The following is a 26,108-nucleotide window of genomic DNA, read 5'->3' as shown; positions in this document are numbered from 1 at the left end:
CTCTGCAAAAGAGAACAGCCTAACCACTGGCCGGATTTTACTCCGCCGCACTCGGCGTTATGCCGGCGCTCCTGTGGCCTGGTTTGTCACCGCCGTGCACACGCCGCGCATCCTTCTGGCACCCGGCTTCACCGGCAATCGCCCAGAAGATCCCGACAATGCCGGCATTTTCCTTGCCAACCCGGTCGTGTCGGAACTCGTCGGCATTGCCGAGCGGCTTCGCGCCATCATCGTGGCGGACGGTCCGAATTCCAACGACGCGGCGGCTATCGCCTATTCCAGCGATTGGGGTTCCAAGCGTGTCTACGTCGTGGACCCGTTCGTGAAGGTCCAGCGCGGCACGGCCATCGTCAATGAGCCGGCATCGTCAGCCGTCGCCGGGCTCATTGCTAAGATCGACAATGACCGGGGATTCTGGTGGAGCCCGTCCAATCAGAACATCAATGGCATTCTCGGCACAGCCCGACCAATCGACTTCGCCCTTGGCGACATCAACAGCCGTGCGAACTTCCTCAACGAGGCCAACGTCACGACGATCATCCGCGAGGATGGCTATCGGCTGTGGGGCAACCACACCTGTTCGTCGGATGAGAAGTACACCTTCCTGAACGTCGTGCGCACGGCCGATATCATCAACGACAGCATCCTTCGGGCGCATCTGTGGGCCGTCGATCGCAACATCACCAAGACATACATCGACGACGTCGAGGAGTCGGTGAATGCCTACATCCGCACGCTGGTCGCCATGGGTGCCATTGCTGGCGGCCGGTGCTACGCCGACCCGGATCTGAATAGCCCGTCCAGCATCGCCGAGGGCAAGGTGTGGTTCAACGTCGAGTTCACGCCGTACTACCCCGCCGAGCACGTCATCTTCCGTTCGCGCATCACCAATGACTACCTCGAGGATATCGTCTGATGGCTCGGCTTCCGCGGCTTCTCAAGCATTTCAACCTCTATATCGACGGCGAAGACTATGCGGGCCGGGCGGACGCGCTCACGCCGCCCGCGCTGGCCTTCACGATGGAGGACCATCGCGCTGGCGGCATGGACGGCGTGGCGCGTCTGGAAATGGGCATGGAAGCCATGACCATGACCTTCATCATCTCGGACGCCACCCCGGCACTCATCGCGCTGATGGGCCGCGCATCGGTCCCGCTTGTCGCGCGTGGCTCCGTTCAGGCGCAAGGTATGGCGCGTGCCGAGCCGGTCGTCATCAACACCCGCGGCTTCTTTTCCGGCATCGAGTTCGGCGAATGGCGAGGTGCGAACAAGTCGGTGCAGACGCTTACGGCCGAGCTGGAATATTTTCGCTACCGGCAGGCCGACGTCGAGTACTGCGAAATCGACGTCATCAACATGATCCGCAAGTTCGGGGGCGTCGACCAGCTGGCCGATCACCGGGCCAACATCGGCCTCTAGGCCGTCTCTTACAACAGGAGTCGGCATTGTCGACCAAGGTATCGCACACGCTGAAAGAGCCGGTCGTCGTCGAGGGCGTCGAGCGCAAGACCATCGAAATCCGTCGCCTCAAGGGCAAGGACCTTCGGGCCATGGGCGACGACAACGGCAGCAATGTCGACAAGCTGCTGAACACGATTCAGCGCCTGTCCGGCTGGCCGCCGGAAGCGATGGACGATCTCGACGCCGCGGACATCGAGGCGATTGGAACGATCGTCGAGGGTTTTATGGGTCGGAAGCGGCGAGCCTAGAGGTCATCGAAGAGATGATGGCGAACATCGCCGTCGTCTTTCACTGGCCGCCTTCCGAAATGTACGAAATGGACGTCGCGGACCTCAAGCGATGGCACGAAAGAGCGAAGGCGAGGGCGCCCAAGCGCGGCAAGGGGTCCTAGGTGGCACGCACTACAGTCGACGTCGTCCTCAGTGTTGTCGACCGCATCACGGCTCCGATCAACGCCATTCAACGCCGCATTGATCGGCTGACCGCGCCTGTTCGTAGGGTCGCGAAGGTCATTGGCGACATGGGCCGCGCAGCCGGCATCGACAAGCTGGCAAGCCGCTTCTCTCACCTTGGATCATCGGTCGCGAATGTCGGCCGTCACGTCTCGACTCTGGCTCTTGGCTTTGGTGGACTCTTTGCGCTCGGCGCCGGGGCGGGGCTGTCTCAGTTCATCAGCGTCAATTCCGAGTTTGAAAAGTTCGGCACGGTCCTAGAAACGGTGCTTGGCAGCGCCGACAAGGCGCAGTCATCTCTCGCATGGATCTCCGAGTTCGCTGCGAAGACGCCCTACGACCTGGCGGGCGTAACGGAGGCCTTCGTCAAGCTGACGTCCTACGGTATCAAGCCCATCGACGGCGCTCTGCTGTCCGCCGGCAACGCTGCCGCCGCCATGGGCAAGCCACTCAATCAGGCTGTCGAGGCGCTCGCCGATGCCATGACGGGCGAGAACGAACGCCTGAAAGAGTTCGGCATCACCACCGAAAAAATCGGCGACCGGATCAAATACAACTGGGTCGAGAACGGTAAGCAGATGACCGCTTTCGCTCAGAAGAACTCGCGGAAGCAAATCGAGGCCGTCATCACTGGCATCTGGAATCGCCAGTATTCCGGTGCGATGGACAAGCTGTCGAAGACCTGGGAGGGCATGACGTCCAACCTTGGCGATCAGTGGACACGTTTCATGCTCAAGATCGGCGATGCCGGCGCCTTCAAGAACTTGGAGGGCATCCTTGAGGACGTCCTGAAATGGTTCGACCGCATGTCCGCGTCGGGCAATCTCGACGTTTGGGCGAAGAGCATTTCCGACAGCATCTCGGGCGTGGCCGACGAGTTCCGAAAGTTCCTGCTCGGCTATGACGTCGTCGGCGACAGCCTCAAGGACAGCTTCCATGTGCCCGGCTTCCTCGACGAGTTCCCGCGCCATCTGAAGAACTTCACGACCACGCTCGGCGACCTCGCGACAGGCCTCAAGGACTTTTACGCGACGATCAAGCCGGCCATAGACTTTGTCGGCGGCCCTGGCAACGCCGCCTTGATCGCGATGGGCGCAATCACCTTTGGCCCACTCCTCGCTTCACTGGCGTCTCTTGGCGTGGCTTTCGCAGGCCTGCTGCTGGCCGTTAGCGCGCCGGTATGGGCGGTGCTAGGTGTTCTCGCGCTGCTTGGTGGCGCCGTCTACGTACTGTATCAGAAATGGGACGAGTTCGCAGCCTACTGGTCGAACCTCTGGACCCGCGTCAGCAACGCCTTCAATGTGTCGTGGACGTCTGGAGTGCTAGCCGTTCTGCAAGAGTTCAACCCGCTCAAGCACGTCATGGTCGGCATGAACGCGCTGATCGAGTATTTCACCGGCATCGACCTGCTGGCGGCAGGCGATCGGATCATCGGCAGCTTCATTGACGGCCTGGCGCAGGGCCTGCGCGACGGGATCGCCAGTCTCACGGCGGAAATGCCGGACTGGCTGAAGTCGAGCCTCGGCATAGAGGTGAAGGCGCCGGTGGTCGCGAACTATAACGAATCCCTTCTCGGCGCCGCTGGCGTTGCGCCAAGCCAATATGGGGCAGACGGCAAGCTCATCGAGCCCGCGCAGCCGCAGCGCGTAAGCCTGCCGCCCGTCCCCGACGCGCCTGCCTTCGATCAGTCGCAGATGTTCATCGACAAACTGCAGATGGCTCTTCCGCCGGCGCCGCAGCTCGAAATCGTCATGCCCGACGTTAGCCCCGCGCAGGTCGCGGCACCCGGTAGTGATTCCGCCGCGACCGTTCGGGTGCCTGAGATCAAAGTGCCTGAGATTGTCGTTCCAAAGCCTGAGGCTCCCAGTCTCGGACCTATCGAGGTCAAGGCGCCCGAAATCAAAGTGCCTGAGATTGTCGTTCCAAAGCCTGAGGCTCCCAGTCTCGGACCTATCGAGGTCAAGGCGCCCGAAATCAAAGTGCCTGAGATTGTCGTTCCCGAAATCAAGATACCGCCTATTGCCGTCCCGGCGGTTGCGCCGCCGCCTACTCCGTCTTCCTACAGTAGCAGCCTACTCGGCAGCCAGGGCGTGCCGATGTCGGGGCTTCCGCAGTCGGGCAACGGCCCTGTTCAGACGAGCCAAATCGACGCCGTCTCGGTGTCGGTCGGCACGGCGACGTTCCCCGAGCCGATCGTCGCAAACCAGCCGCAAACGGTTCACGCGCCCTTCAATGTCGGCGGCGTCAGCATCACAGGGACGGGCTTGAGCGCCGTCGAGGTCCAGGCGGCCATTAACGCGGCCATGTCCGGCGCTGCGGCACGCCATGCAGCGGAAATCCGCTCCGCACTCAACGACTAGGGGTAGATCATGCTCGTCATGATGGGCCTCGGCCCTTTCCGGTTCGGCCTCAATACCGCCGCCTATCAGACGCTCACCCGCCAGACTGAGTATCGCTGGGAAAGCCAAGAGCGCATCGGCCGGCACCCGGCCATGCAATTCATCGGCGAGGGACACACGACCATCGACCTCGACGGCACGATCCTGCCTCTCTTTCGCGGCGGCCTTTCTCAGATCGACCGGATGAGGACGATCGCCGGAAGCGGCACACCGCAGTTCTTGGTGTCGGGCAGGGGCAAGATTTTCGGGCAGTTCGTCATCATGAGCGTAAGCGAGACTCAGACGGTCTTTCTGCCGAACGGCGTCGCACGCAAACTCGAGTTCGCTGTGCAGCTCATGTCCTACGGGCCGGATAGGGGGTTCTAATGGCAGACACATACATCGCAAGCGATGGCGATATGATCGACGCCATCTGCTGGAAGCACTATGCGAAAGGTCAGCAGGCGCTTGCTGTGGAGCGCGTCTATGAAGCAAACCGTGGCCTAGCTGACCTCGGTCCAATTCTCGCCGCTGGCACGGTCGTCATCCTTCCTGACCTTCCTGACCTTCCTGCGCCAGCGGCGATCCCCATCGTCAGGATTTGGGGATGACGCCGTTCTGTCGCATCACTGCCGGCGGCGTGGATATCACCGGCTCGCTGACTGACCGGCTCATGTCGATTGAGGTGCGCGACGAGGCTGAGGACAAGTCCGACCGCGTGACGATCACGCTCGATGACCGTCCGCGCTTCGCCGACAACGCGGTTGTAGCAATGCCGACTTTCGGTCTGACGGTCTCGGTCGAGATGGGCTATCGCGAAGGCGCCAGCCGAGACATGGGATCATATCTCATCGACGCCATCGACTTCGCATCACCGCCGAGGACGCTGTCGATCGAGGGCAAGCCGGCGAACATGCCGTCGTCGTTCCGAACGCCGAGGAGCGAGTCCTACCATCAGCAAACGGTTCAAGAGATCGTAGACAAGGTGGCAGGCCGGAATGGCTTCACCGCGACCGTCGATCCAGAACTGGCCGATATCGTCGTCCGCCACGTCGACCAGATTGGCGAGTCGGACCTGAACTTCGTCGCCCGCGTGGCTGGCGACCACGACGCCGTCGCCAAGCCGGTAGCAGGGCGCCTCGTCTTCGCAAAGCGCGGAACTGGCAAGGCGATCACTGGCGCGATCCTCCCTGTCATCACGCTATCCGAATCCGACTGTTCGCAATGGAAGTTCAGCTACTCGGCTCGCGACGAGGCTGGCGAGAGCGGGAAGGACATGGGTGCCTCGGAGTCGGCCGGGCAGCAAGCGGCCGGCGATAGCCGATTGCCCGAGGTTGTTCAGTTCGACGCGGGCGGCGCCTCGACGCCGACAGGCCCCGATAGTGCGTCCGGCAAAAAGGGCGGCGTGCGCGCCTACTGGACCGACATCCGAACCGGCGAGCGCAAAGAGGTGACGGTCGGCGCCGAGCCCTTCCACGACCTCCGGCACACCTACCACAATGAGGCCGAGGCGAAGGCTGCGGCGTCGGCGACCAAGAACAAGGCCGCGCGAGGCAAGGCGTCATTTTCTTGCACCATTGGCGGCCGGGTTGATGTCCAGGCCGAGGCCGTCCTCATCGCGCCGTTCCGCGCATACATGCCGAGCAAGTGGCGGATCAAGTCGGTAGCACACCGTTTCGAGCCGGGCGGCGGCTACACGACCGGCATTGACGCCGAGTTGTTCGACGATGCGGCGGACGACACGTCATCGAGCGTCGGCAAGACCAAACCGACGAAGGACGACACCGTCGATAAGGACGCGCCGAAGGCCGCCAAGAAGGGCAAGGCCAAAGGCGGGTCAGGCGGCGCAGCGCCTGGCGAGACCGTCATCACGTTCTAGGCGATGACATACGGCAATCGTCCTCTCCACTCAGTATGCTAAACGTCAACAAACGGAGGCATACATGACTGATTTCAGAGGCTTCAAGGGCGCGGCAAAGCTGCTCGACGACATCGACCTGCCGAAGCTCGGCGCACGGATCGGCGTCGGTGAGGACGAGATGCACGCCGTCATCGACGTCGAGACGTCAGGCGGTGCCTGGGATCGGCAGGGACGGCCGAAGATGCTTTTCGAGCCGCATGTCTTCTACCGCAACCTCGACGGCGCGACGCGTGATAAGGCGGTCGCTGTCGGGCTCGCCTACGCGACGTGGGGCGCGAAGCCCTATCCGGCCGACAGCTACCCTCGGCTGCTGCAGGCCATGGCGATCGACGAGACGGGTGCGCTGAAGGCTGCGTCGTGGGGCCTCGGCCAGATCCTCGGCGAGAACCATGCCATGGCGGGCTTCGCCACGCCGCAGGCGATGGTACTGGTCTTCCTCGACGATGCTGAGGCGCACCTGGCGGCGATGGTCGCCTTCATCATTGCGTCCGGGCTCGACGACGACATCCGCCGGCACGATTGGTCCGGGTTCGCCCGCGGCTACAACGGCCCCGGCTATGCCAAGAACCGCTACCACCTGAAGCTCGCCACGGCCTTCGCCAAGTGGTCGAAGATCAGAGACACGCCCTGGTCGCAGGCGGACGCGGTTGCGGCGGCGAATGACAACGCGGCGATCGACGCCTCGCCGGTGGCGCTCAGCCGCGGCGACAAGGGTGATCAGGTGAAGGCGCTGCAGACACAGCTGCGTGACGCTGGTGTCTACGCCGCCACGCTCGACGGCGACTTCGGCGCGGCCACCGAGGCGGCCGTCCGCAGCTTCCAGAAGTCGCGTGGCCTGACGGTCGATGGTTGGGCTGGCCTCAAGACGGTGGCGGCGCTCTCGGCCGCGTTGCAGACAGCACCGGTGGTGGTCGCTGCGCCGGCGCCTGCCGTCATGCCCCGCGCTGCCGAGCCAACGAGGCCGGTATTGCCCGGCGTTCCGATCGCTCCTGCGCCGCCCCCGCAAGCCGACGCCGACAAGCCGTTCACTGACGAACAGATCCTCACCATGATGGTAGCCGGCGCGACCGAGCTGCTTCGCAGAAAGGCAGCCTGACATGTCGAAGTGGATTCCCGATCGCAAGGTCTGGGCCGGGGGCCTGACGATGATCGCCGCCTGGCTCCTCGTCCAGGCGCTGAACGTCTACGTCGGCGCCGACATCCCGATCGAGGCCAGCACGGTCCTTGCCTTTGGCATCGGCAAGGCCGTCGAATACCTCGTGCCGCAGCCGGCCAAGGAGCTGATCGCCAAGATCGATGACAGCCTGGTCTCTCTTGCCGGGCAGTCGCCGGAATCGGCGGTGACCGTGGCAGTCGGTGCGGCGGCGACGACGGCGATGGTCAAGGAGTTGATGGCTCCGGCTGCCAACGACTTCGACACGATGATGGCGCGGATCACCGCCAAGGGCTCCTGATCATGTGCGGGGTTTCAGTGCAACGCGGTGGACCTCGATAGGCCATGGCAGAGACTGATGATGTACGCAGGCGCGATGACAACGAAGTCCCGGTTCCCAGAGCCCTAGACCAGCTACCAGAGTACACGAAGATGTTCCTGGCGCAGTGTCGCCCGGAAGAGATCGAGACGCTGAAGGGTATCTCAAGGCTCGATAAGGAAGCATCAGAAGCGCTATTCCGGCTCGCCAAACTCGACACCGAAAAGCTCGACCTCCTCCTCAAAGGATTGAACTATGTCAAAGCGTTTGGAACCGTTGGCACGCTCGGCAAATGGCTCGTAATCTCGGTGGTGACGACGTTCCTGGGGTCGATGCTGCTGTGGGAACAGATCAGCAAATTCCTCTCCATCTTCAAGGACGCGCCAAAATGAGGCGACATCTCGCCATCGGCGCGGTCTTCGCACTGTTCAATGGGACGGCGATCATGTGTGGCGCCTGGGCCATTGACCGGACCCCGGCGACCGACACGCAGAACGTCGAGGTGATCCCGGCGAGCATCATGGCCGGCAGCGTTGGCGAAGTGAGATACATGTTCCAGCGCTTCCGGCTATGCGAAAGGAAGTCCACCCGGTTCGTCATCGATAGCACGAACCGGGAGTTCATGACCTCGACAGAGAAGAACCCTTCAAGCACCGTGCAGCGACGCGCCGGACGATCGACTTTCGTCCAGCCGTTTACGGTGCCGATCGCCGCCAAGCCAGGCGCTGCGGTCTACCGAGTTCGGATCGAGGACTATTGTAATCCGATTCATCGCCTGTGGCCGATCACCAAGACGATCGAGGCCCCTTTTCAAATCGCTCCGGCGCTGGATTCCCGTTCAGGGAGGTAGTCGCTCCGTCACTGCTGCTGCATTACCAGAGCCGCCGTCGCCCTTTACCGGGTGGCGGCGGCTTTTGTCGTTTCGAGGCCGGCGGCGAGCGACTAAGTCCGCTGATATGGCTCTGTCGCCGCGCGACACGCTGTTACCGCACACCCGTCCTCAGCAAGTTCCGCCCCTTCACCGTCAGCCTGAACCAGATCGAGAAGCGCCAGCCGAAGTGCGTCTCGACGAGTCCTATCTTCTTCAGCTGCACGGCCACTTCGGCTTGCTGCCCTCGAAAGTCTTCGAGCTCCATCCCGACAGAATCCTCCTCCGGCCCGTCGTCGAGGAGCATAAGGACATGTATCTGCGATGCGGTTAGGCGGAAGAGGGGCGGCGTCATGACAAATCCTTCTCCTCTTTAGAACGCTATCCCACCGTCATCGGCGAGAGACAAAATCAGCGCCTCGGCCATCGCAAACGTTTCTGCACTCTCAGGCGCATCAGTTGCGGCGTCATTCAGATAGCGCAGAGCGTTCGCGTAGGCTTGGTCAGCCTGCTCCTGGGAGAAGGCGCCAGATGCCACCAGCATATTCAGCGTCGCCGCATGAAGGGCCATGCCGGCCATAGCAGTTGCCACGACTTCCATGGCTGCGGCAGGGGTTGAGCGCGGCGCTTCCCGGTCAGGCATCAGTGATCACCTCCGAACGTGGCTCACCGCCTACAGTCGACACCGACGACGCGGGCGGTTGTCCCTGTTTATCCGCCTCCGCCAAGTCTACTGCCGTCTTCCTGTCCGCGATGATGCCTTTGATGTGGCTCCTCGCCAATTCGAGCAGCGCGGCCGACACGTCATCCTCGGTCCAGCCGGCGAACTCGGCGCGCCGTGCGAGATCCTGAAACGCCGTCTCCATCGCGAACTGGCAGTCGATCGCCCGGTCGGCATAGTCGGCAGCGGTCTTGGGCGCGGCGATCATGGCGGGTCTTTCGGTGGAGGCTTCGGGATGCGGCTCTCGTCGTCATATCGCAGTCGGCAGCGATCGGTGAAGACATTCGCCGTGAACGTGCACCCTTCAGCCCTGGCGAACTTCGGCAGGAGGTCGGGCAGGTTCTGGTCGCCAATCCTCGCGAGCAAGGCTGCCTTGACGTATCGCCGCCGCATCCAGCAACGGTCGCACTCGACGCCGATCTTGGCCATTGGCAGGTCGGAGATGTAGGGGCTGGCGTACTCGCGGCGCATGGCGGAAATGAAGCACGGGCAGGGAGGCGGCGTCTAGCGCAGCCTCAAGCCGCTACTCGCCATGCCGAGGCCGGTTCACCTCTTGTTCCGCCCTCTTGATGTAGATCAATCTGTAAGCGATCCACGTTCACGGTGTGAACTCATGCTTCGAAGCGTGGTAGCAGACTGATAGCAGGAGGATGAGGCCGCGTGATACGCAATAATAATTTCTGGCACCCTAACCCGTTGAATTTGCTATCCCCCGATAGGTCTTGGCGTCCGGTGGACGCTCGGGCAAACTGACTCTTAATCAGCGGGTCCACAGTTCGAACCTGTGCACACCCACCATCACTTCCGCCGATACTGCAATTCTCTAATCAATTATAGCTGATTAGAGTTGAGGAGTTGTGCTACAAAGGTGGCGCACATGACCTTTCGATTGGTCTCCTCCGTGAAGCGTAGCTGTTCCGCAAATTCCTACTTCGTCCAACGCATTCGGACAGCGCTTCGGGAGCGCGCGGCTGGCCTACCGGGTGCGCTTCATCGGGAGGACGACGACCAGTGAAAGCTATAGCCGCAATCGGGAGCGTTATTCTCCTAACGTGCGTGGTGCCTTCGGCTGCCTTTTGCACCGACACTTCCTTCTATGGCAATGCCCCTGCTGCGCCGGGCGCGCTCGGTAAGCCGTCCGTCCCCTATTGTCTCGCAGGATATTCATATTCGCGAACGCATACTTGCGAGACTTGGGAGCTAGAGAGCTACAAGAGCGACGTTGAGACCTACATCAGGAAGCTGCGAACGTATGCCGAGGAAGCGCAAACGTTCGCCAATGAAGCGGTCAACTTTGCAAACCAGGCCGCTGACTTCGCCTCCTGCCAAGCCAAGGAGGTGGCAACCCAGCACGAGTGAGGCACTACACACATTCTGCCCTGTGGAACGCTGCAGGCAATTCTCGGTGCTGCGATGTGCATCTGACAAAGTTGGCGACGGGGCGCGTGGCCACCAATCTTCAGCAGGCGACCGCCATCCCCGTGCCTCATGGAATCGGATACGGCAACCATCTTCGCTCCACTCTCATGCGTCGCCCGGAAGATGGCGCCGTGCCCATAGGCAGGCTTTGGGTTGGGCATCAGGAGCCCACATGCAGAGCGCCTTCGCAAACAACCATCGTTAGCCTCGCCCGACAGGCCTCGGCGGAACGCTTTTCATCCATCCCAGCGCTGCGCGATTCGCCGCCATCCCGCCGGCCCTTTGCCCGGCGGCGCCCATGCTCCATCGCGGAGGCTGGCGCTCCCGCGCGCGGGAGCCGCTGGGGATGACGGTAAGCGGGTAAGACTGTCGCCGGCGATCCAGGATTTTGTGGGTGATGTCGCACCGGCAAGGGCCGGCTCGCTCGCCAAGCGCATCTCGAAGCCGCTATCGTCCGCACATCGATTTGCAGCCAAGGTCCTCTCGATGAACGCTTCCTCCCCCACAGCCTTTGATCTCACCGGCCGAATCGCCCTCGTGACCGGCGCCAGCCGCGGCATCGGGGCGGCGATCGCCGTGGCGCTGGCGAAGGCCGGCGCGGACGTCGCCATGACGGCACGCCGCGTCGGGGACCTTGCCGAGACGGTCGCGGCGATCGAGGCTGTCGGCCGGCAGGCCCTGCCGCTGTCCCTCGACGTCACCGAGATCGCCGCCATGCCCGAAACCTTCGCCACGATCGAGGCTCGCTTCGGCCGACTCGACATCCTCGTCAACAATGCCGGCACCGAGGAGGTGCGTCCGTCGCTCGAGGTCGACGAGGCGCTGTGGGATCGGATCGTCGACACCAATCTGAAGGGCGCCTTCTTCGTCGCCCAGGGCGCCGGACGCCTTATGGCGAGGGGAGGCGGCGGCAGCATCGTCAATCTCTGCTCGGTGACCTCCTTCGTCGGCATTCCGACGGCAGTGCCCTATGGCGCGTCGAAGACCGGCCTTCTCGGCATGACGCGGGCGCTCGCCGCCGAATGGGCGGCGCTCGGCATCCGCGTCAACGCCATCGCCCCCGGCTATTTCCGCACGGCGATGACCGATGCCTTCTATGCCGACGAGGCCTGGGAAAAGGGCATGCGGGCGAAGATCCCGATGGGTCGTTTCGGCGCGATGGGGGATCTCGGCGACGTCGCGGTGTTCCTCGCCTCCTCGGCGTCGGGCTATGTCACGGGTCAGTGCCTGACGGTCGACGGCGGCTTGCTGGCTTCGATCTGACGGTAGAACGACCGGCGTAGCGTGCCGCGTCCTGCAGGGCGAACGCTGCCGACATTCTCGCCAATTCCGCGGCTGCCTCGTCTTGAAGCAGTCGGCCGAACCTGTATAGACTTGTCTAGGTATCTCGGCCGTCTCGGCCGCAACGAGCCTTTGCGCCGGGAGTGGCCGTGTCGGGTAAGCACGCTGAAATCGCTGTCTCCGTTCGGCATGTCGATATGGTCTACAACGGTCAGCACGCCGTCGCCGACGCCTCGTTCGAGCTGCAGCGCGGCCGTTTCCTGACCATTCTCGGGCCCTCTGGCTCCGGCAAGACCACCCTGTTGCGGATGATCGCGGGCTTTCAGGCGTCGACCTCGGGCGAGATCGCGATCAACGGCCGGCAGGTTTCCGACGAGCCGCCGCACAAGCGCTCGATCGGCATGGTGTTCCAGAAACTGGCGCTGTTCCCGCATCTCACCGCCGCCGAGAATGTCGCCTTCCCGCTGAAGATGCGCCGCTTCGATGCGCGCGAGATTCCGGCGCGGGTGGCGCGCTATCTCGATCTCGTGCAGCTCGGCGGCTATGGCGACCGGCGCATCCACGAACTCTCCGGCGGCCAGCAGCAGCGCGTCGCCATCGCCCGGGCGCTGGTCTTCGAGCCGGACCTGCTTCTGCTCGACGAGCCGCTGGCCGCGCTCGACCGCAAGCTGCGCGAGGAGACTCAGCTGGAGTTCCGCCGCATCCAGCGCGAACTCGGCGTCACCACCATCAACGTCACGCACGACCAGCGCGAGGCGCTCGTCGTCTCCGACGAGGTGATCGTGATGGACAAGGGCCGGATCCAGCAGATGGCCGAGCCGACCATCACCTATCGGCAGCCGGCGACGGCCTTCGTGGCCAATTTCATCGGCGTCACCAACCGGCTGGACGCCCGCGTCGAGGCCGTGACGTCGGATACGGTAGTCCTGCGCATCGGCGCCATGACGGTGTCCGGCCGGCCCACCGGCAACGGCGCGTTCCCGGCCGTCGGCGACGCCGTGGTCGGGGCGCTGCGCGCCGAGCAGATCCGCATCGCATTGGAGGCCGAAAGCCTCGCCGGGCTCGAAACCGTGGTCGCCGGCACGGTCGCGGACATGATCTTCGAGGGCGAGCGGGTGGTCTACCAGGTCGCGGTGCCGGCGCTCGGTGGTCTGGTGCTCAGCGTCTTCGACCACGATCCTGCCGGCCATGCGCCGCGGCCGGCGGGCAGCACGGTTGCGCTCGGCTGGAACGTCCGCGACCTTCTCGTCTACATCCGACCCTAAACCCACACCAACCCAAGGAGACCCGCATGGCCGATGGCACGAACCTCACCGCACTCTCCCGCCGCCGCTTTCTCGCCGGCACCGCCGCCGTGGGCTCCTTCGCTGGCGCCTCGGCGCTCGGCCTTGGCCGCGCCTTCGCGCAGGAGCCGGAAAAGCCGGCGGAAATCATCGTCCGCGCCTGGGGCGGCAGCTGGGTCGACGCGCTGAAGGCCGGCGTCTCCGATAGCTTCACGGAGATGACCGGCATCGCCGTTCGCCACGACCTCACCGAGGACAACGAGATCCAGCCGAAAGTCTGGGCCGCCGTGGCGCAGAAGCGGGTGCCGCCGATCCACATCAACTGGGACACCACCACCAACGCCACCAAGTCGGCGCTGCGCGGCGTCACCGAGGACCTGTCGGATCTGCCGAACCTCAAGAACGTCTCGGATCTGGCCAAGCCCGTCGGCCTCGACGGGTTCCCGATCGTCAACACCTACGGCTACGTCTACGTCCTCGCCTACCGCCCCGAGGCTTTCTCGGACGGCCCGCCGACCTCGTGGACGGCGATGCTCGACCCGAAATTCAAGGGCCGCATCGCGCTCTACAACGACGGCATCGGCTTCCACTTCCCGGCCCAGGTCGCCGGCGGCGGCAAGCTCGAGGACATTCCCGGCAACATGCAGCCGGCCTGGGACTTCATCGCCAAGATCAAGGAGCAGCAGCCGCTGCTCGGCGAGGACCCGGACTTCACCACCTGGTTCCAGAACGGCGAGATCGACCTTGCCTGTACCATCTCGACCAACGCCCGCGAGGCCAAGAAGAACGGCGTGGACATCGCCTGGGTCGTGCCGGAGGAGGGCGCCAAGTTCGACACCGACGGGCTGTGGATCCCGAAGGGCCTGCCGGAGAACGAGCTGTACTGGGCCAAGCAGTACATCAACCACGCGATCACCAAAGAGGCCCAGCAGGTCTGGCTCGACGGCCTCGGCCTGCCCGGCGTCGTGCCCGGCCTGACGCCGCCGGACGATCTCGTCGGCGACCCGTCCTATCCGACGCAGCCGAAGGATTTCGAGCACCTGATCCGCATCTCCTCCAAAATCCAGGTCGAGAACGAGAGCGAGTGGTTCGGCAAGTTCAAGGCGATCATGCAGGGCTGAGCGCCCGCCTTCGGACCCGCCGCGCCTCGGCGGCGGGTCCCTCTCTCCCCGACCGGAAATCCTGATGCCGCTCCGTCCCGCCCGCCGCGCCTATCCGCTGTCCTGGCGCGTCCTCGATGCCCTCGAGACTGCTGCCGGCGCCGTCTGGCCGCGCTCCTTTGCAAAGGGACTGCCCTATCTGATGCTGCTGCCGGCGGTGCTGCTGGTCGGGCTGCTCGTCCTCGGCCTCGTGGAGATCGCCGACCTCAGCCTGCGCACCCTCGACACTTCCACCTTCCTGCCGTCCGAGGACTGGTCGCTCGCCAACTATATCAGAGCCTTTTCCGAGCCGCTGTTCTTCACCGTGGCGCTGCGCAGCCTTGGCGGCGCGCTGCTGGTGACGGTGGTGACGCTGATCCTCGCCTTCCCCTATGCCTATGTGATGGTGCGCACGCCCTCGAAAGCGCTGCGCAAATTCCTCCTGATCGCGCTGTTCCTGCCCTTCTTCATCGGCCAGGTGGTGCGCGCCTATGGCTGGCTGATCATCCTCGGCAATCAGGGGCTCGCCAACGAATTCCTCGGCCTGTTCGGCATCGGTCCGATCCGACTGTTGTTCAACTACTGGGCCGTGCTGTTCGGCCTCGTCCAGTACATGCTGCCCTTCGCCGTGCTGATGCTCGCCCCGGCGCTGACCGCAATCCCCGAGGAGATCGAGGCTGCCGCCGGCTCGCTCGGCGCGAGCTGGGTGAAAGTGTTCAGCCATGTCGTCATCCCCATGGCGCGGCCGGGCTTCATCGGGGCCGGCCTCGTGGTGCTGACCCTGTCGCTGACCGATTTTGCCATTCCCGCCATTCTTGGCGGCGGCGGCCAGGATTTCATCGCCAACGCGATCTACGACCAGTTCTTCCGCACCTCCGACCAGGGCATGGGCGCGACGCTGACCATGCTGCTCGTCGTCGCCGGATCCGCGCTCGTCGGCGCGGTGTTCGCTCTGTTCGGCGCCGGTACGCTGGCGCTGGGAGCCAGGCGATGAGCGCCTCCCGCAGCAAGTCCTTCACCCTCAACGGCTTCGTCATCCTGGCGCTGGTGATCCTGTCGGCGCCGACGCTGGTGGTGCTCGGCGCCTCGTTCACATCCGGCAACCTCATCACCTTTCCACCGGACGGGTTTTCGCTGAAGTGGTACGCCAAGGTGTTTGCGGCGAGCGACCTGCGGCGGGCCTTCTTCCGTTCGCTGCAGGTGGCGGTGATCTGCACCTTGATCGCCATCCCGGTCGGTACGCTCGCCGGCCTCGCGCTGACGAAATACCGCGTGCGCTTCGGACAGGGGTTGCAGATCTACCTGCTTCTGCCCTTCACCATCCCGCTGATCGGCTCCGGCATCGGCCTGATGCTGGTCTTCGGCGAGGCGGGCGTTCTCGGCTCGCTCTGGCCGGTGGGCGTCGCCGCCTGCGTCATCAACCTGCCCTTCATGATCTGGGCGGTGACGGCCAGCGCCGCCTCGCTCGACCCGGACCTGGAGCTGGCCGCCGCCAGTTGCGGCGCGCCGCCGCTGCAGGCCTTCCTGTTCGTGACCCTGCCGGCGGTGATGCCGGGCGTGATCTCCGGCTCGCTGCTGATGTTCATCCTGGCGCTGAACGAATTCCTGGTCAGCCTGCTCCTCGTCGACGCGCGGATCGTCACGCTGCCGGTGCAGATCTACAATTCCATCCGCTCGATCATCACCCCGGACCTCGCCGCCATCTCCGTGGTGTTCATCGCCTGCGCGGCGGCGGCGATCTTCGTGCTCGACCGGCTGGTCGGCCTCGACATCTTTCTGAAATCCAAGTGACAGGGACTGCGATGCCCGAGATCTGCTCCTTCCATGATCTTTCGACGCTCGACGCCAAGGGCCGCGCCGCGCTGACGCGGCGTTCGGAAACCGACCTCTCCGGCTTCGTCGAGCGGGTGAAGCCGATCATCGAGGCCGTCCGCACCGAAGGCGACGCCGCGCTGCTGCGCTTTGCCCGCGACTTCGACAAGTCCGAGGTGAAGCCCGGCCAGATCAAGGTCTCCGAAGCCGAGTTCGACGCGGCCTTCCAGGCCGTCGATCCCGAGGTGATCGAGTCCATCCGCTTCGGCATCGACAACATCCGGCGATTCCACGAGGAGCAGAAGCCGGAGCCGATGTGGTTCAAGGAGATGCGCCCCGGCTCGTTTGCCGGCGACCGCTGGACGCCGATCCAGTCCGCCGCGCTCTACGTGCCGCGCGGCAAGGGCGCCTTTCCCTCGGTGACGATGATGACCAGCGTCCCGGCGGTCGTCGCCGGCGTGCCGAACCTCTGCATCGTCACGCCGCCGACCCCGGACGGCTCGGTCGATGCCGCGACGCTGGTCGCCGCGCGTCTTGCCGGCGTCGAGACCGTCTACAAGGTTGGCGGCGCGCAGGCGGTGGCCGCCGTCGCCTACGGCACGGAGACGATCGCGCCGGTGCTGAAGATCGTCGGGCCCGGCTCGCCCTTCGTCGTCGCGGCCAAGAGCCTCTTGTCGGGCGTCATCAACACCGGCCTTCCGGCCGGCCCGTCCGAGGCGATCATCTTTGCCGATGAGACCGTCGACGGCGCGCTGGCCGCGCTCGACGTCCTGATCGAGGCCGAGCACGGACCGGATTCCTCCGCCTACATCGTCACCCATGACCGCAAGGTGGCGGAGGCCGCGATGGCGGCACTGCCCGGTTACTGGGAAGCGATGACCGAGCAGCGCGTCGGCTTCTCGCAGACCGTGCTGCAGGGTGCCTATGGCGGCATCATCCTGACGGCCTCGCTGGAGGACAGCTACGCCTTCATCAACGACTACGCGCCGGAGCACCTGGAAATCCTGTCGATGGAGCCGTTCCGCCATCTCGGCCGGATCACCGAGGCGGCGGAAATCCTGATGGGGCCGCACACGCCGATCACCCTCGGCAATTTCGTGCTCGGCCCGAACGCCGTGCTGCCGACCAGCCGCTGGGCGCGCACCTACGGCCCCCTGTCGGTGACCGACTTCCTGAAGCGCTCGTCGATCGGCTACGTCACCTCCGCTGGCTATCCGGAACTGGCGCTGCACGCGCGGCGGCTCGCCCGCTACGAGGGATTTTCCAGCCACGAGAACGCCATCTCGGAAATCCGCGACCGGCTGCTGTCGGGCGAACGGGGATGAAAGCGGCGCGCCTCTACGCTGCCGGCGACATCCGCGCCGAAGAGATGCCGGCGCCGCCGGCCCCGGGTCCGGGTGAGGTGCTGCTGGCGGTCGAGGCCGCCGGCATCTGCGGCTCGGACTTGCACAATTTCCGCACCGGCCATTGGATCAGCCGCTCGCCCTCGGTGGCTGGGCATGAGCTGGCGGGGCGGTTAGTGGCCGTCGGTCCCGGCGTGGAGGGCTTTTCACCGGGCGATCTGGTCGTTGCCGATTCCCGCGTCTGGTGCGGCACCTGCAGCGAGTGCCGCGACGGACGAAAACAGTTCTGCGAAAACCTCGGCTTCGTCGGCGAGGTCTGCGATGGCGGGTTTGCCGAACAGGTGGTTTTGCCGGCCCGGCTGCTGCATGCCGTCGATCCCGCGCTGGATCCTGCGATCGCGGCGCTGGCCGAGCCGCTGGCCGTCGCCCTCCATGCGGTGTCGCGCCTGGCGCCCGCGCCGGGCAGCGCCGTGCTCGTCGCCGGCTGCGGGCCGATCGGCGGGCTGGTGGCGCTGCTGCTCTCGCGCCGCCACGACGGGCCCCTGCTGATCGCCGAGCGCCATGCCGGCCGCGCGGCGCTGGTTGCCCACGTCACCGGCGCGCGCCTCGTCACGCTCGACGCGGGCAGCATTGCTGAAGCCCTGAACGGCGCCCGGCTGATGGCCGCGGTCGAGGCGACCGGCCAGATCCCGGTGCTGTCGGCTCTCCTCGACCGTGTCGCCGGTGGCGGCCGCATCGCGCTGGTCGGCATCTTCCATGAAACGCTCCATCTCGATCCGAACCGGCTGGTCGAGCGCGGCGTCGCGCTTCTCGGCTGCCACGCCTTCGCGGACGAGATGGCGGAGGCGGCGGCGCTCTTGCCAGAACTGGCGCCTCAGCTGCGCCGCTTCGTCGCCGAGGAGATCGCCATCGACGCCGTGCCGGCCGCGTATGAACGGCTGCTGGCCGGGCAGGGCGCCGGGCTGAAGACCATCGTCCGGCCGGCGCTGCCATGAGCGTTCTGCGCGAGGCGGCGAGCCCGCTCTACGAGAAGGTGAAGGTCTACGTCCTGGCCGAGATCGAGAAGGGCGCCTGGGTCAGCAATGACCGGCTGCCCTCCGAAAACCAGCTGGTGCAGTCGCTCGGCGTCTCGCGCATGACCATCAACCGTGCGCTGCGCGAGCTCACCCATGAGGGCGTGCTCGTCCGCGTGCAGGGCGTCGGCACCTTCGTCGCGGCGCCCAAGCCGCGCTCGGCGCTGCTCGAGATCGCCAACATCGCCGCCGAGATTTCCGCGCGCGGCCATGCACACCGCGCGAAGGTGCTGGCGCTGGACCGCTTCGTGCCGCCGGCGGACATTCTCGCCTCGTTCCAGTTCGCAGAGCCGAGGGTGGTGCAGCATTCGCTGGTGCTGCATCTCGAAGACGAGCGGCCGGTGCAGCTGGAAGAGCGCTTCGTCAATCCGGACCTCGTGCCCGACTACGACCGCCAGGATTTCACGGCCATGACCACCTACGACTACCTGCAGGGCGTGACGCCGCTGACCGAGCTCGAACACGTCATCTCCGCCGTCGCCGCCGACCCTGTGAGCGCCGACCACCTCGGCATCGAGCCGGGCGAGCCCTGCCTTCTCCTGCACCGGCGCACCTGGACCGGAACGACGGTCGCGACCGTCAACCGCCTGACCTATGCCGGCAAGCGCTATTCGCTCGGCAGCCGCTACAGCCTGGAGACACGGCCATGACGCTGACCTTTGCCAGCATCGGCGACGCCCGCTTGGCGGCGAAGCGGCGGCTGCCGAAAATCTTCTTCGACTATATCGACGGCGGCTCTTCGGCCGAGGAGACGCTCGCGGCCAGCACCGGCGATTTCAGCCGCTGGCAGCTGGAGCAGCGGGTGCTGGCCGGCGTGCAGCCGCGGAAGCTGGCGACCGATTTCCTCGGGCGCCGCAACGCGCTGCCCTTCATGCTCGGCCCCGTCGGCTTCCTCGGCCTGTTTGCCGGCAAGGGCGAGATCCTCGCGGCCAGGGCAGCCCATGCCGCCGATATCCCGACCTGCCTGTCCAACTTCTCCATCGCCTCGCTCGCCGACCTCCGGCAGGCCGGCTGCGACGGCCCGCTGCATTTCCAGCTCTACGTTCTGAAGGATCGGGGCCTTGCCGAAACCTTCGTCGCGGCGGCGGAGGTGGCCGGCGTCGACACGCTGTTCCTTACCGTCGACACCGCGGTGACCGGCGTGCGCGAGCGCGATGCCCGCAACGGCTTTCGCGCCGTCACCCGCATCGGGCCGCGCATGGGCTTCGGCATGGCGCTGCGGCCCGCCTGGTGCCTCGACATGCTGAGGGCGGGAAAACCCGGCGTCGGCGCGGTGCGCGGCCAAACCGAGTTCGGCGCCGGCATCCTCGAACAGGCCGCGACGCTGTCGCGGCTGATCGATCCGGCGCTGTCCTGGGGCGATGTCGCCTGGTTGCGGCGGCGCTGGACGGGACGGCTGGTGATCAAGGGCATCCTCCATGCCGACGACGCGCTTCGCGCCCGCGACGCCGGGGCCGATGCCATCGTCGTCTCCAACCATGGCGGACGCCAGCTCGATGGCGCGCCCTCGACGATCGCCGTCCTGCCGGAGATCGTCGACGCGCTCGCCGGCGACATGGAAGTCCTGATCGACGGCGGCTTCCGGCGCGGCACCGATATCATCAAGGCCATCGCCCTCGGCGCTTCCGGCGTCCTGCTCGGCCGTGCCACCGCCTTCGCCGTCGCGGCCGGCGGCGAAGCGGGCGTCGCCCGGGCCATCGATCTCCTGCGCGGGGAGATCGACGTCACCCTTGCCCTGATGGGCCTGTCTTCGGTGGACGAACTGAAGGCCAAGGGGCGCGGCGTTCTGCGAAAATCACGCTGAGGGCGGAAGAACCGAGGTCCGATACCGTCCGTCCGGAGCCTGGGTCGCGGGCGATGCCCACCCGCCGACCGTCCTCCCGTCGCGGGTGGACCGCGTCCGATCGGCAGCAAGTCTCCCGGGGCATCTAGCCGCCCCGGTCCCGCCGATACTCCAGGTCGAAAAGCACGTCGCTTCCCAGGTCATACGTCTTGCACGGCGCGCGCAAGGCCTGGTCGAGGCGCTCGATGGCCGGGAGGTTCAGCCCGGCCGGGCCCGAGCCGATGACGATCGGCGAGATGGCGACATGCAGCCGGTCGATCTGGCCGCTGTTCAGGAAGGCGCCGATCGTGTTGGCGCCGCCTTCGACGAGCACTGAATGGAGGCCGCGGGCGGCCAGGGCGCCGAGGATCGAGTGGGGCGACAGCCGGCCGTCGATCGCGTCGAGATGAATGATGGTGTCGGCCGCGTCGCGACACTTCGCGCGGTCGCGGATCACCAGCGGCGGCGGGCCCTTGCCGCTGAGCAGGCCGGCATCGCTGGGCATGCGTCCCGCGGGATCGATGACCACACGGACCGGGCAGGGGCCTTCGACGTCCCGCACGGTCAGCTGCGGGTCGTCGGCGACGACCGTGCCGACGCCGACGATGACGGCGTCGACCAGAGCGCGCAGCCGGTGCAGATGGAGAATCCCGTCTGGGCCGGAAATATCGCGGGCATCCCCGCTCGCCGTGGCGACGCGGCCGTCGAGCGACTGGCCGACCTGGGCGATCACGAAGGATGACCGCGAGCGGCAAACCAGCGGGGAATAGACCTGCCAGGCCGGATCGTCGCGGTCCGGCTCCGCCGTTGCGCCGCCAGCCGATCGCTTCAGGCGCAGCAGCGCCTGCCATGTCTTGTCGCTGACGGTCAGCCTTTGCATGGGGTCATTTTTCGCCTCGTTCTGCGTTTTCAGCGGTGCCTGTGCTCGTCGGGCGATCGCTCATGGCCCGCACGAATGCTTCCCGGAACGACCACATGGCGATGACGTCCCCGTCCCCTCGCGGCACCATGCCATCGGTCAGCGCCATCGCGTCGAGACGCTGGAGAAGGGCGGGATCGTTGGCGATGACGTGGAAGGGAACGTCGCGCGTGGCATCCTCGCCGGTCACGATTCCGGCCGGCTGATGGTCGCCGAGGACGACGAAGACCGCGTTTTCGCCGAACTTTGCGACGAACGCGCCGATCGTCTCCAGCGCATAGTCGATGGACAGAAGGTACTGCGCCCGCACGCGTTCCGGGTCCGCCCAGATGGCGGCGGGCGTGTCGCCCGAGAGCGCCTGCGCATTGAAGATCCGGCCGTCGCCGACGTCCTCCCAGGGAACGAGCGTCGGGATCGGCGTCCACGGCGCATGGCTGGAGATCAGCGCGGCTTCGACCATGACGGGCGCCGTCGACTGCGCCACGATCCGGTGGGCGGCCGTCAGCGTATACTGGTCCGGCATCGTCACCCAGTTGAAGGGCAGACCGCGATAGCCGAGCCCGGTCGACGCGTAGACGGCGTCGTAGCCGAAATAGGCGCTTTCGGGCCAGTCCATGGTAATCGCGGGCATGACCGCAACGGTATGCCAGCCCGCGTCCCGAAACAGCGCGTTGAGGCTCTTGCGCGCGCTGGCGATCATGCGTCCGTAGCGATTCTGGTCGGTGACCGGCAGGCCGGAGAGCAAGGCTCCGTGCGCGAGCCAGCTCTGTCCGCCGACGGTTGGCGACGTCATCCAGCCCGACCGCGCCGCATATCCGGCCTTGCCGATGAGGTCTTCAACGGCGGCCAGGCGCGGGCCGATCCGCTCGCTGTAGGCCGGGTTCGACAGGACGCTGCGGCCGTAGGATTCGACGAAGAGCACATAGACGTCGCGCCCCGCGAGCGCCTGGAACAGCTGTTTCTCTGAGAGATCGCCGAGCGGATCCTCGGCAAGCTCTGCCTCGAAGCGGGCGAGATCGCGCGCGGACTGGCGCATGAGCGCGACCCGGTCGACCGCATAATCGGCGGCGCCGAGCGCGAAGACCGGGGCGGGGTCGGGCGTCTCGCGCAGCCAGATCACGAAGACGCAGGCGACCGCGGCCAGGACGGCGGCGAAACCGCCCGCCAGGCGGCGCCTCGGCGGGCGGATCGTCCTGGCGCCGGCGAGGCACCAGGCCGTCAGCGCCGTCGCCCCGACAAAGCAGAGGAGCGCGCCGGCGACCGCGGCCGCGGCCTTCGCCGGGCCGACCGTCCCACTGAAAAGGGTCCAGCCGTCTTTGAGGAGAACGAGATCGAAGAGCGGGTTGAAGGGACGGCCGAGCGCGGTGCTGGTCCCGAGATCAGCCAGCTTCGACAGCAGGAGCAGGGCCGCAAGGACAGTGAGGGTTGCCAGTGCAAGACGGAACAGCCAGCCGCGCAGGAGGAGCAAAAGGCTCGCGGCGACCAGCACTTCGACCGGAACGCCGTGCAAGGCATCGACGGAGAGGTCGGACGGGCGAGACGGCAGCATCACCACCCCCGCCAGAAGGACGCAGCCGACGAGAAAGCGAAGCGCGCCGAACCTTGCCGCCGTCTTTTCGGTCCCGCCGGGCGGCGGATCGGAACGGGCCGGGGTCATGAGCGCTCGGCGACGGGAGTGGATGGCGGCGGAGCGATGCCGCGACGGGCGGAGAATCCCTCGCGCGGCGGGCGCCTCACGATTCCGGTGCCGCGGCGCCGGAAGGCGCGTGCCGGCGCGACAGGCCCGCTCACGGCTGCGCCCCCTCGGCTTGTGAGGGCAGCAGTCGCGCGTAGACGTCCCCGGAGGCGCCGGAGCGACTGATCATGCGCAAGACCGGGCGAAATTCTGCCAGTGTCATCCAGTCCGGGCGGTGAAAGCGCTGGCGCTCGCCGACGACCAGGTTGCATTCGTAGGATCCGAGCTCCGACAGGCGGTCGAGGCAGCGCTCGGCAATGTCCATCGCGGCGGGCAGGTATTCGAAGGAGACGAGCGGCAGCGCCTGCGTCAGCCCTTCCAGCACGTCGGCCTCGCTGCCCTCCACGTCGATCTTCACGAAATCCGGCCGGCCGTATCGAAGGATCAGCGCGTCCATCGTGACCATCGGGACGTCGATCTCCTCGTCCCACTCGACGCCTTCAAAGCCTTCTGCGCAGCCGATCCGGCCGGGCCAGTCGGGCCGGATGCTCGACAGCGTCGGGTGGCGCTGCGAGATTTTGAGCCGGGCAGTGCCGGATGTGCGTCCGACGGCCTCGCCGCGAACGTCGATGGCGCGGCCGGAGGCCATCCTGTCCAGCATCCGCCGGAAGGCCGGTTGCGGCTCGACCGCAACGACGCGGGCGCCGGCCTTGGCCAAGGCCAGCGAGCGGTTGCCGGCATGGGCGCCGATGTCGAAGGCCAGCGCGCCGGGTTCGACAAGGTCGCGCATGAAGCGCCGCAGGGCCCAAACCCGCCATGGCTGCCCGTGATAGACCAGGAGCGAGCGCACGAGCCCGATCGCGGAGGCGAAGCGGGAGGCCATCCTATCCGGTCTCTCGACCGGCGCCGTGCCGGACCTGCCCGAACAGGTCGCGCCCGAAGGAGGCCGAGAGCAGGAGAAGCGCGGCCAGCGCGACGGCGTTGGAAAAAGGCGGCTCGACCACCGGTGTCATCACCGCGCACAGCGCGGCGATCTGGATCACGCAGACGGCTTTGCGCAGGGCGCTCGGCGGCAGCTTTTTCGACAGGCGCGGCAGAATCGCGTGGATGGCGAGATAGACGTACCGCATGGCGCCGAGGAGAATGACGAAGAACCCGGCCTTGCCGCTGGCATAGGCCAGAAGGGAGAGAACGAGGATCATCAGCGCGTCGACCTCCATGTCGAAGCGTTCGCCGAAGTTTGAGCCCGTCCCCTGCGCGCGGGCGGCGTAGCCGTCGACGCCGTCGAGGACCAGCGCGATGATGGCGACGGAGACCAGCGCCCAGGCGAGCGTTTCGTCGCCGCCGGGTCCGAGGCGTTCGACCTCGACGAGCGCTGCGGCGACGAGCGCCGTCAGGCCCGCCCGGAACCCGGTGATCATGTTGGCAATGCCGAGCCGGCGATGCGGATGATCGTCGAGGCCCGCCAGCGCGACGACGACCACACCGCCATAGACGAACAAGGCGATGACGACGAAGCGCCAGTCGGAAGCGGCGAGTTCCGCCGCGGCCGGCGCCGCCAGCGCCAGGGCCACGGCGAGAACGCCGAAGACGAACAGGGCTTCCAGCATCACCGGGCGGATGCTCGGCCGGCTGCCGAACAGCCGGGCGGAGATCGCGCGGGCTGTTGAGCCGGCCTCGCTCATTTCCTGACCAGGGCCGCGGTGATCGAGGCGACGTCGAGCAGGTGTCCCGCGCGCCGTGCCTTCGTCGCGAGGTAGTTCCGGTTGTCGCCGGTGACTTCCCCCAGCACCGGCGTCCGGCGCGTGACCGTGATGCCGGCCTTCTCCAGGAAGGCGGCTTTCGACGGGTTGTTCGTCAGAAGGTCGACCTTCGAAATCCCGAGGACGCCCAGCATGGCACTGGCGGCGTGGTAGCGCCGTGGGTCCGGGCCAAAGCCGAGGGCGGCGTCGGCATCGATCGTGTCGAGCCCGCGCGACTGGTAGCCATAGGCGCGCATCTTGGCGCCGATACCCGTGCCGCGCCCCTCATGGTCGAGGTAGAGGAGAACGCCGCCGCCGCGCGCGGCCATCGTGCGGAGCGCGCCGTGCAGCTGATCGCCGCAATCGCATTTCAGCGAGCCGAAGAGATCGCCCGTGATGCAGGAGGAATGGATGCGCGTGGGAACGGAGCGCTCGAGATCCGGGTCGCCGACGACGATGGCGATCTGATCGCGCTGCGAGAGACCGCCGCGGAAGACGATGAACTCGCTCTGCGGCAGGTCCGGCAGCGGCACGATGGTCCGCGCGACGATCTCGAACCGCTGCTCTGCCTCGCTCGCGATCTTCATCTCGTCCGGCGTGACCTGCGCGATCCCGGCGAAGGCATCGTCGTCCGGTTCGATCTCGACGACGACGAGCGCCGGCAGGAGAAGCGCCAGACTGGACATCAAGGCGAGTTGGGACAGCTCCGCCGGCGCCTCGGACCAGGTCTCGGGCTTCTCGACATCGAGGCGATAGCCGAGAGCGCAGGCGCGCTCGAACGAGGCGTCCCGAAGCGAGACGAGGGCGCCGGTCGTCGTCGCCAGCCCTATCGCCGTGGCCCGCGGCGGTGTCAGATAGATCGAGTGGGTTCCCTCGGTCACCTCGGCGAAGCGATCATAGCCGGCGGCGCTGGCCGCATCGAGCGCCATGGCGGCGAAGCTGCGATCGGAGCGGAAGACGATGGGGCGTCCATAGCGCAATTCGGCCGCCGCGATCTCACAGGAGCGATGCGCGACATCAGTGGGCCCGAGGAACGCCTTCGATACTCTGCCCACGCCCGCGTCGGTCTTCAGCATTGATGCGTCCCGGTTCTGGTTGATCTGCCCGCTCGCCAAAAACTAGGCGCAGCATCGCGCTTTGCCACTTCATGGCGCTGCGTCAATTGGGCGCGAGAGGTGGCGAATTGGCCCGCCTCTCTATTTACGAAACCCCGGACCGCCCAAAGGTTCATCGTTCGAAAAGCTTCGCCCTTGCAAGATAGCTATTCCTTCAAAGCCTTATGGCTGGAAGCCGAAAATCGTCCGGCGCTGCGCGAGGGCCGAGTCGC

30 protein-coding genes are annotated in these 26,108 nt (G+C 66.0%); 21 read left to right on the top strand and 9 right to left on the bottom strand.

The window, feature by feature from the left end:
- The 12 genes from IEX88_RS25145 to IEX88_RS25090 all read left to right on the top strand — a co-directional run.
- The coding region (locus tag IEX88_RS25145; protein WP_188855227.1) for a phage tail sheath family protein at nucleotides 1-916 on the top strand (916 nt) is incomplete at its 5' end.
- Complete coding sequence (locus IEX88_RS25140) at nucleotides 916-1,419, top strand: phage major tail tube protein (RefSeq protein WP_188855226.1); 504 nt, start codon at nucleotides 916-918, stop codon at nucleotides 1,417-1,419. The genes IEX88_RS25145 and IEX88_RS25140, both read left to right, overlap by 1 nt.
- Nucleotides 1,420-1,445: 26 nt before the next feature.
- Nucleotides 1,446-1,709, top strand: a complete 264-nt coding sequence (locus IEX88_RS25135; protein WP_188855225.1) for a phage tail assembly protein — start codon at nucleotides 1,446-1,448, stop codon at nucleotides 1,707-1,709.
- 14 nt (nucleotides 1,710-1,723) lie between these two features.
- Entirely contained in the window at nucleotides 1,724-1,852 is a 129-nt protein-coding gene (locus tag IEX88_RS27130) for a GpE family phage tail protein (protein WP_308423869.1), read from the top strand.
- Nucleotides 1,853-4,273, top strand: a complete 2,421-nt coding sequence (locus IEX88_RS25125) for a tape measure protein (RefSeq protein ID WP_188855223.1) — start codon at nucleotides 1,853-1,855, stop codon at nucleotides 4,271-4,273. It abuts the gene before it with no gap.
- A gap of 9 nt (nucleotides 4,274-4,282) precedes the next feature.
- On the top strand, nucleotides 4,283-4,678 hold the full coding sequence (locus IEX88_RS25120; protein WP_188855222.1) for a phage tail protein: 396 nt from the start codon (nucleotides 4,283-4,285) through the stop codon (nucleotides 4,676-4,678).
- A complete protein-coding gene (locus IEX88_RS25115; RefSeq protein WP_188855221.1) occupies nucleotides 4,678-4,902 on the top strand; it encodes a tail protein X in 225 nt (74 codons plus the stop codon). The genes IEX88_RS25120 and IEX88_RS25115 overlap by 1 nt, the downstream gene beginning before the upstream one ends.
- Nucleotides 4,899-6,170: a contractile injection system protein, VgrG/Pvc8 family gene (locus IEX88_RS25110; RefSeq protein ID WP_188855220.1), complete on the top strand. Its 1,272-nt coding sequence runs from the start codon at nucleotides 4,899-4,901 to the stop codon at nucleotides 6,168-6,170. The genes IEX88_RS25115 and IEX88_RS25110 overlap by 4 nt, the downstream gene beginning before the upstream one ends.
- Before the next feature lie 64 nt (nucleotides 6,171-6,234).
- The gene (locus tag IEX88_RS25105; RefSeq protein WP_188855219.1) at nucleotides 6,235-7,308 is read left to right on the top strand and encodes an N-acetylmuramidase domain-containing protein; all 1,074 of its coding nucleotides are present in this window, start codon (nucleotides 6,235-6,237) and stop codon (nucleotides 7,306-7,308) included.
- 1 nt (nucleotide 7,309) lies between these two features.
- The gene (locus tag IEX88_RS25100) at nucleotides 7,310-7,666 is read left to right on the top strand and encodes a hypothetical protein (protein WP_188855218.1); all 357 of its coding nucleotides are present in this window, start codon (nucleotides 7,310-7,312) and stop codon (nucleotides 7,664-7,666) included.
- 44 nt (nucleotides 7,667-7,710) lie between these two features.
- The gene (locus IEX88_RS25095) at nucleotides 7,711-8,076 is read left to right on the top strand and encodes a hypothetical protein (protein WP_188855217.1); all 366 of its coding nucleotides are present in this window, start codon (nucleotides 7,711-7,713) and stop codon (nucleotides 8,074-8,076) included.
- Entirely contained in the window at nucleotides 8,073-8,534 is a 462-nt protein-coding gene (locus IEX88_RS25090; RefSeq protein ID WP_188855216.1) for a hypothetical protein, read from the top strand. The genes IEX88_RS25095 and IEX88_RS25090 overlap by 4 nt, the downstream gene beginning before the upstream one ends.
- Before the next feature lie 133 nt (nucleotides 8,535-8,667).
- Here the strand turns inward: IEX88_RS25090 and IEX88_RS25085 are convergent, their stop codons facing one another.
- The 4 genes from IEX88_RS25085 to IEX88_RS25070 are packed head-to-tail and all read right to left on the bottom strand — an operon-like array spanning nucleotide 8,668 to nucleotide 9,744.
- Nucleotides 8,668-8,907 (bottom strand): hypothetical protein, encoded by a 240-nt coding sequence (locus IEX88_RS25085; RefSeq protein ID WP_188855215.1) that lies wholly within the window; start codon nucleotides 8,905-8,907, stop codon nucleotides 8,668-8,670.
- 18 nt (nucleotides 8,908-8,925) lie between these two features.
- The gene (locus IEX88_RS25080; RefSeq protein ID WP_188855214.1) at nucleotides 8,926-9,195 is read right to left on the bottom strand and encodes a hypothetical protein; all 270 of its coding nucleotides are present in this window, start codon (nucleotides 9,193-9,195) and stop codon (nucleotides 8,926-8,928) included.
- A complete protein-coding gene (locus tag IEX88_RS25075) occupies nucleotides 9,188-9,481 on the bottom strand; it encodes a hypothetical protein (RefSeq protein WP_188855213.1) in 294 nt (97 codons plus the stop codon). Before IEX88_RS25075 ends, IEX88_RS25080 begins: the two co-directional genes overlap by 8 nt.
- Nucleotides 9,478-9,744: a hypothetical protein gene (locus IEX88_RS25070; protein ID WP_188855212.1), complete on the bottom strand. Its 267-nt coding sequence runs from the start codon at nucleotides 9,742-9,744 to the stop codon at nucleotides 9,478-9,480. The genes IEX88_RS25075 and IEX88_RS25070 overlap by 4 nt, the downstream gene beginning before the upstream one ends.
- Before the next feature lie 1,434 nt (nucleotides 9,745-11,178).
- Between IEX88_RS25070 and IEX88_RS25065 the strand changes: the two genes are divergently transcribed.
- The 9 genes from IEX88_RS25065 (at nucleotide 11,179) to IEX88_RS25025 (ending at nucleotide 20,427) form a co-directional block, all read left to right on the top strand.
- Nucleotides 11,179-11,955 (top strand): SDR family NAD(P)-dependent oxidoreductase, encoded by a 777-nt coding sequence (locus IEX88_RS25065; RefSeq protein ID WP_188855211.1) that lies wholly within the window; start codon nucleotides 11,179-11,181, stop codon nucleotides 11,953-11,955.
- A gap of 215 nt (nucleotides 11,956-12,170) precedes the next feature.
- Nucleotides 12,171-13,238: an ABC transporter ATP-binding protein gene (locus IEX88_RS25060; RefSeq protein ID WP_188855234.1), complete on the top strand. Its 1,068-nt coding sequence runs from the start codon at nucleotides 12,171-12,173 to the stop codon at nucleotides 13,236-13,238.
- Nucleotides 13,239-13,264: 26 nt separating this feature from the next.
- On the top strand, nucleotides 13,265-14,377 hold the full coding sequence (locus tag IEX88_RS25055) for an ABC transporter substrate-binding protein (RefSeq protein WP_188855210.1): 1,113 nt from the start codon (nucleotides 13,265-13,267) through the stop codon (nucleotides 14,375-14,377).
- A 64-nt stretch (nucleotides 14,378-14,441) separates the two neighbouring features.
- Complete coding sequence (locus IEX88_RS25050) at nucleotides 14,442-15,389, top strand: ABC transporter permease (protein ID WP_188855209.1); 948 nt, start codon at nucleotides 14,442-14,444, stop codon at nucleotides 15,387-15,389.
- Entirely contained in the window at nucleotides 15,386-16,186 is an 801-nt protein-coding gene (locus IEX88_RS25045) for an ABC transporter permease (RefSeq protein WP_188855208.1), read from the top strand. The genes IEX88_RS25050 and IEX88_RS25045 overlap by 4 nt, the downstream gene beginning before the upstream one ends.
- A gap of 11 nt (nucleotides 16,187-16,197) precedes the next feature.
- Complete coding sequence (hisD, locus tag IEX88_RS25040; RefSeq protein WP_188855207.1) at nucleotides 16,198-17,532, top strand: histidinol dehydrogenase; 1,335 nt, start codon at nucleotides 16,198-16,200, stop codon at nucleotides 17,530-17,532.
- Nucleotides 17,529-18,545 (top strand): zinc-dependent alcohol dehydrogenase, encoded by a 1,017-nt coding sequence (locus IEX88_RS25035; protein ID WP_188855206.1) that lies wholly within the window; start codon nucleotides 17,529-17,531, stop codon nucleotides 18,543-18,545. The genes hisD and IEX88_RS25035 overlap by 4 nt, the downstream gene beginning before the upstream one ends.
- Nucleotides 18,542-19,273, top strand: a complete 732-nt coding sequence (gene hutC / locus IEX88_RS25030; RefSeq protein WP_188855205.1) for a histidine utilization transcriptional repressor HutC — start codon at nucleotides 18,542-18,544, stop codon at nucleotides 19,271-19,273. Before IEX88_RS25035 ends, hutC begins: the two co-directional genes overlap by 4 nt.
- Nucleotides 19,270-20,427, top strand: a complete 1,158-nt coding sequence (locus tag IEX88_RS25025) for an alpha-hydroxy acid oxidase (protein ID WP_244640493.1) — start codon at nucleotides 19,270-19,272, stop codon at nucleotides 20,425-20,427. Before hutC ends, IEX88_RS25025 begins: the two co-directional genes overlap by 4 nt.
- Before the next feature lie 124 nt (nucleotides 20,428-20,551).
- Here the strand turns inward: IEX88_RS25025 and IEX88_RS25020 are convergent, their stop codons facing one another.
- The 5 genes from IEX88_RS25020 to ribA all read right to left on the bottom strand — a co-directional run bounded on the left by IEX88_RS25020 (nucleotide 20,552) and on the right by ribA (nucleotide 25,857).
- On the bottom strand, nucleotides 20,552-21,325 hold the full coding sequence (locus tag IEX88_RS25020) for a RibD family protein (RefSeq protein ID WP_188855204.1): 774 nt from the start codon (nucleotides 21,323-21,325) through the stop codon (nucleotides 20,552-20,554).
- Nucleotides 21,326-21,329: 4 nt separating this feature from the next.
- Nucleotides 21,330-23,021: an alkaline phosphatase family protein gene (locus tag IEX88_RS25015; protein ID WP_188855203.1), complete on the bottom strand. Its 1,692-nt coding sequence runs from the start codon at nucleotides 23,019-23,021 to the stop codon at nucleotides 21,330-21,332.
- Nucleotides 23,022-23,151: 130 nt separating this feature from the next.
- Nucleotides 23,152-23,922 carry an FkbM family methyltransferase gene (locus IEX88_RS25010; protein ID WP_188855202.1) on the bottom strand — a complete coding sequence of 257 codons (771 nt, stop codon included), beginning with the start codon at nucleotides 23,920-23,922 and terminating at the stop codon, nucleotides 23,152-23,154.
- 1 nt (nucleotide 23,923) lies between these two features.
- Entirely contained in the window at nucleotides 23,924-24,724 is an 801-nt protein-coding gene (locus IEX88_RS25005) for a CDP-alcohol phosphatidyltransferase family protein (RefSeq protein ID WP_188855201.1), read from the bottom strand.
- Entirely contained in the window at nucleotides 24,721-25,857 is a 1,137-nt protein-coding gene (ribA, locus tag IEX88_RS25000) for a GTP cyclohydrolase II RibA (RefSeq protein WP_188855200.1), read from the bottom strand. Before ribA ends, IEX88_RS25005 begins: the two co-directional genes overlap by 4 nt.
- Between the last annotated feature and the right edge of the window lie 251 nt (nucleotides 25,858-26,108).

It is taken from the genome of Aureimonas glaciei, assembly GCF_014643375.1.
GTDB classification, from domain to species: Bacteria; Pseudomonadota; Alphaproteobacteria; order Rhizobiales; family Rhizobiaceae; genus Plantimonas; species Plantimonas glaciei.
Note: the sequence above shows the minus strand (reverse complement) of the source record. Positions and strands in the feature narration are given on the sequence as shown.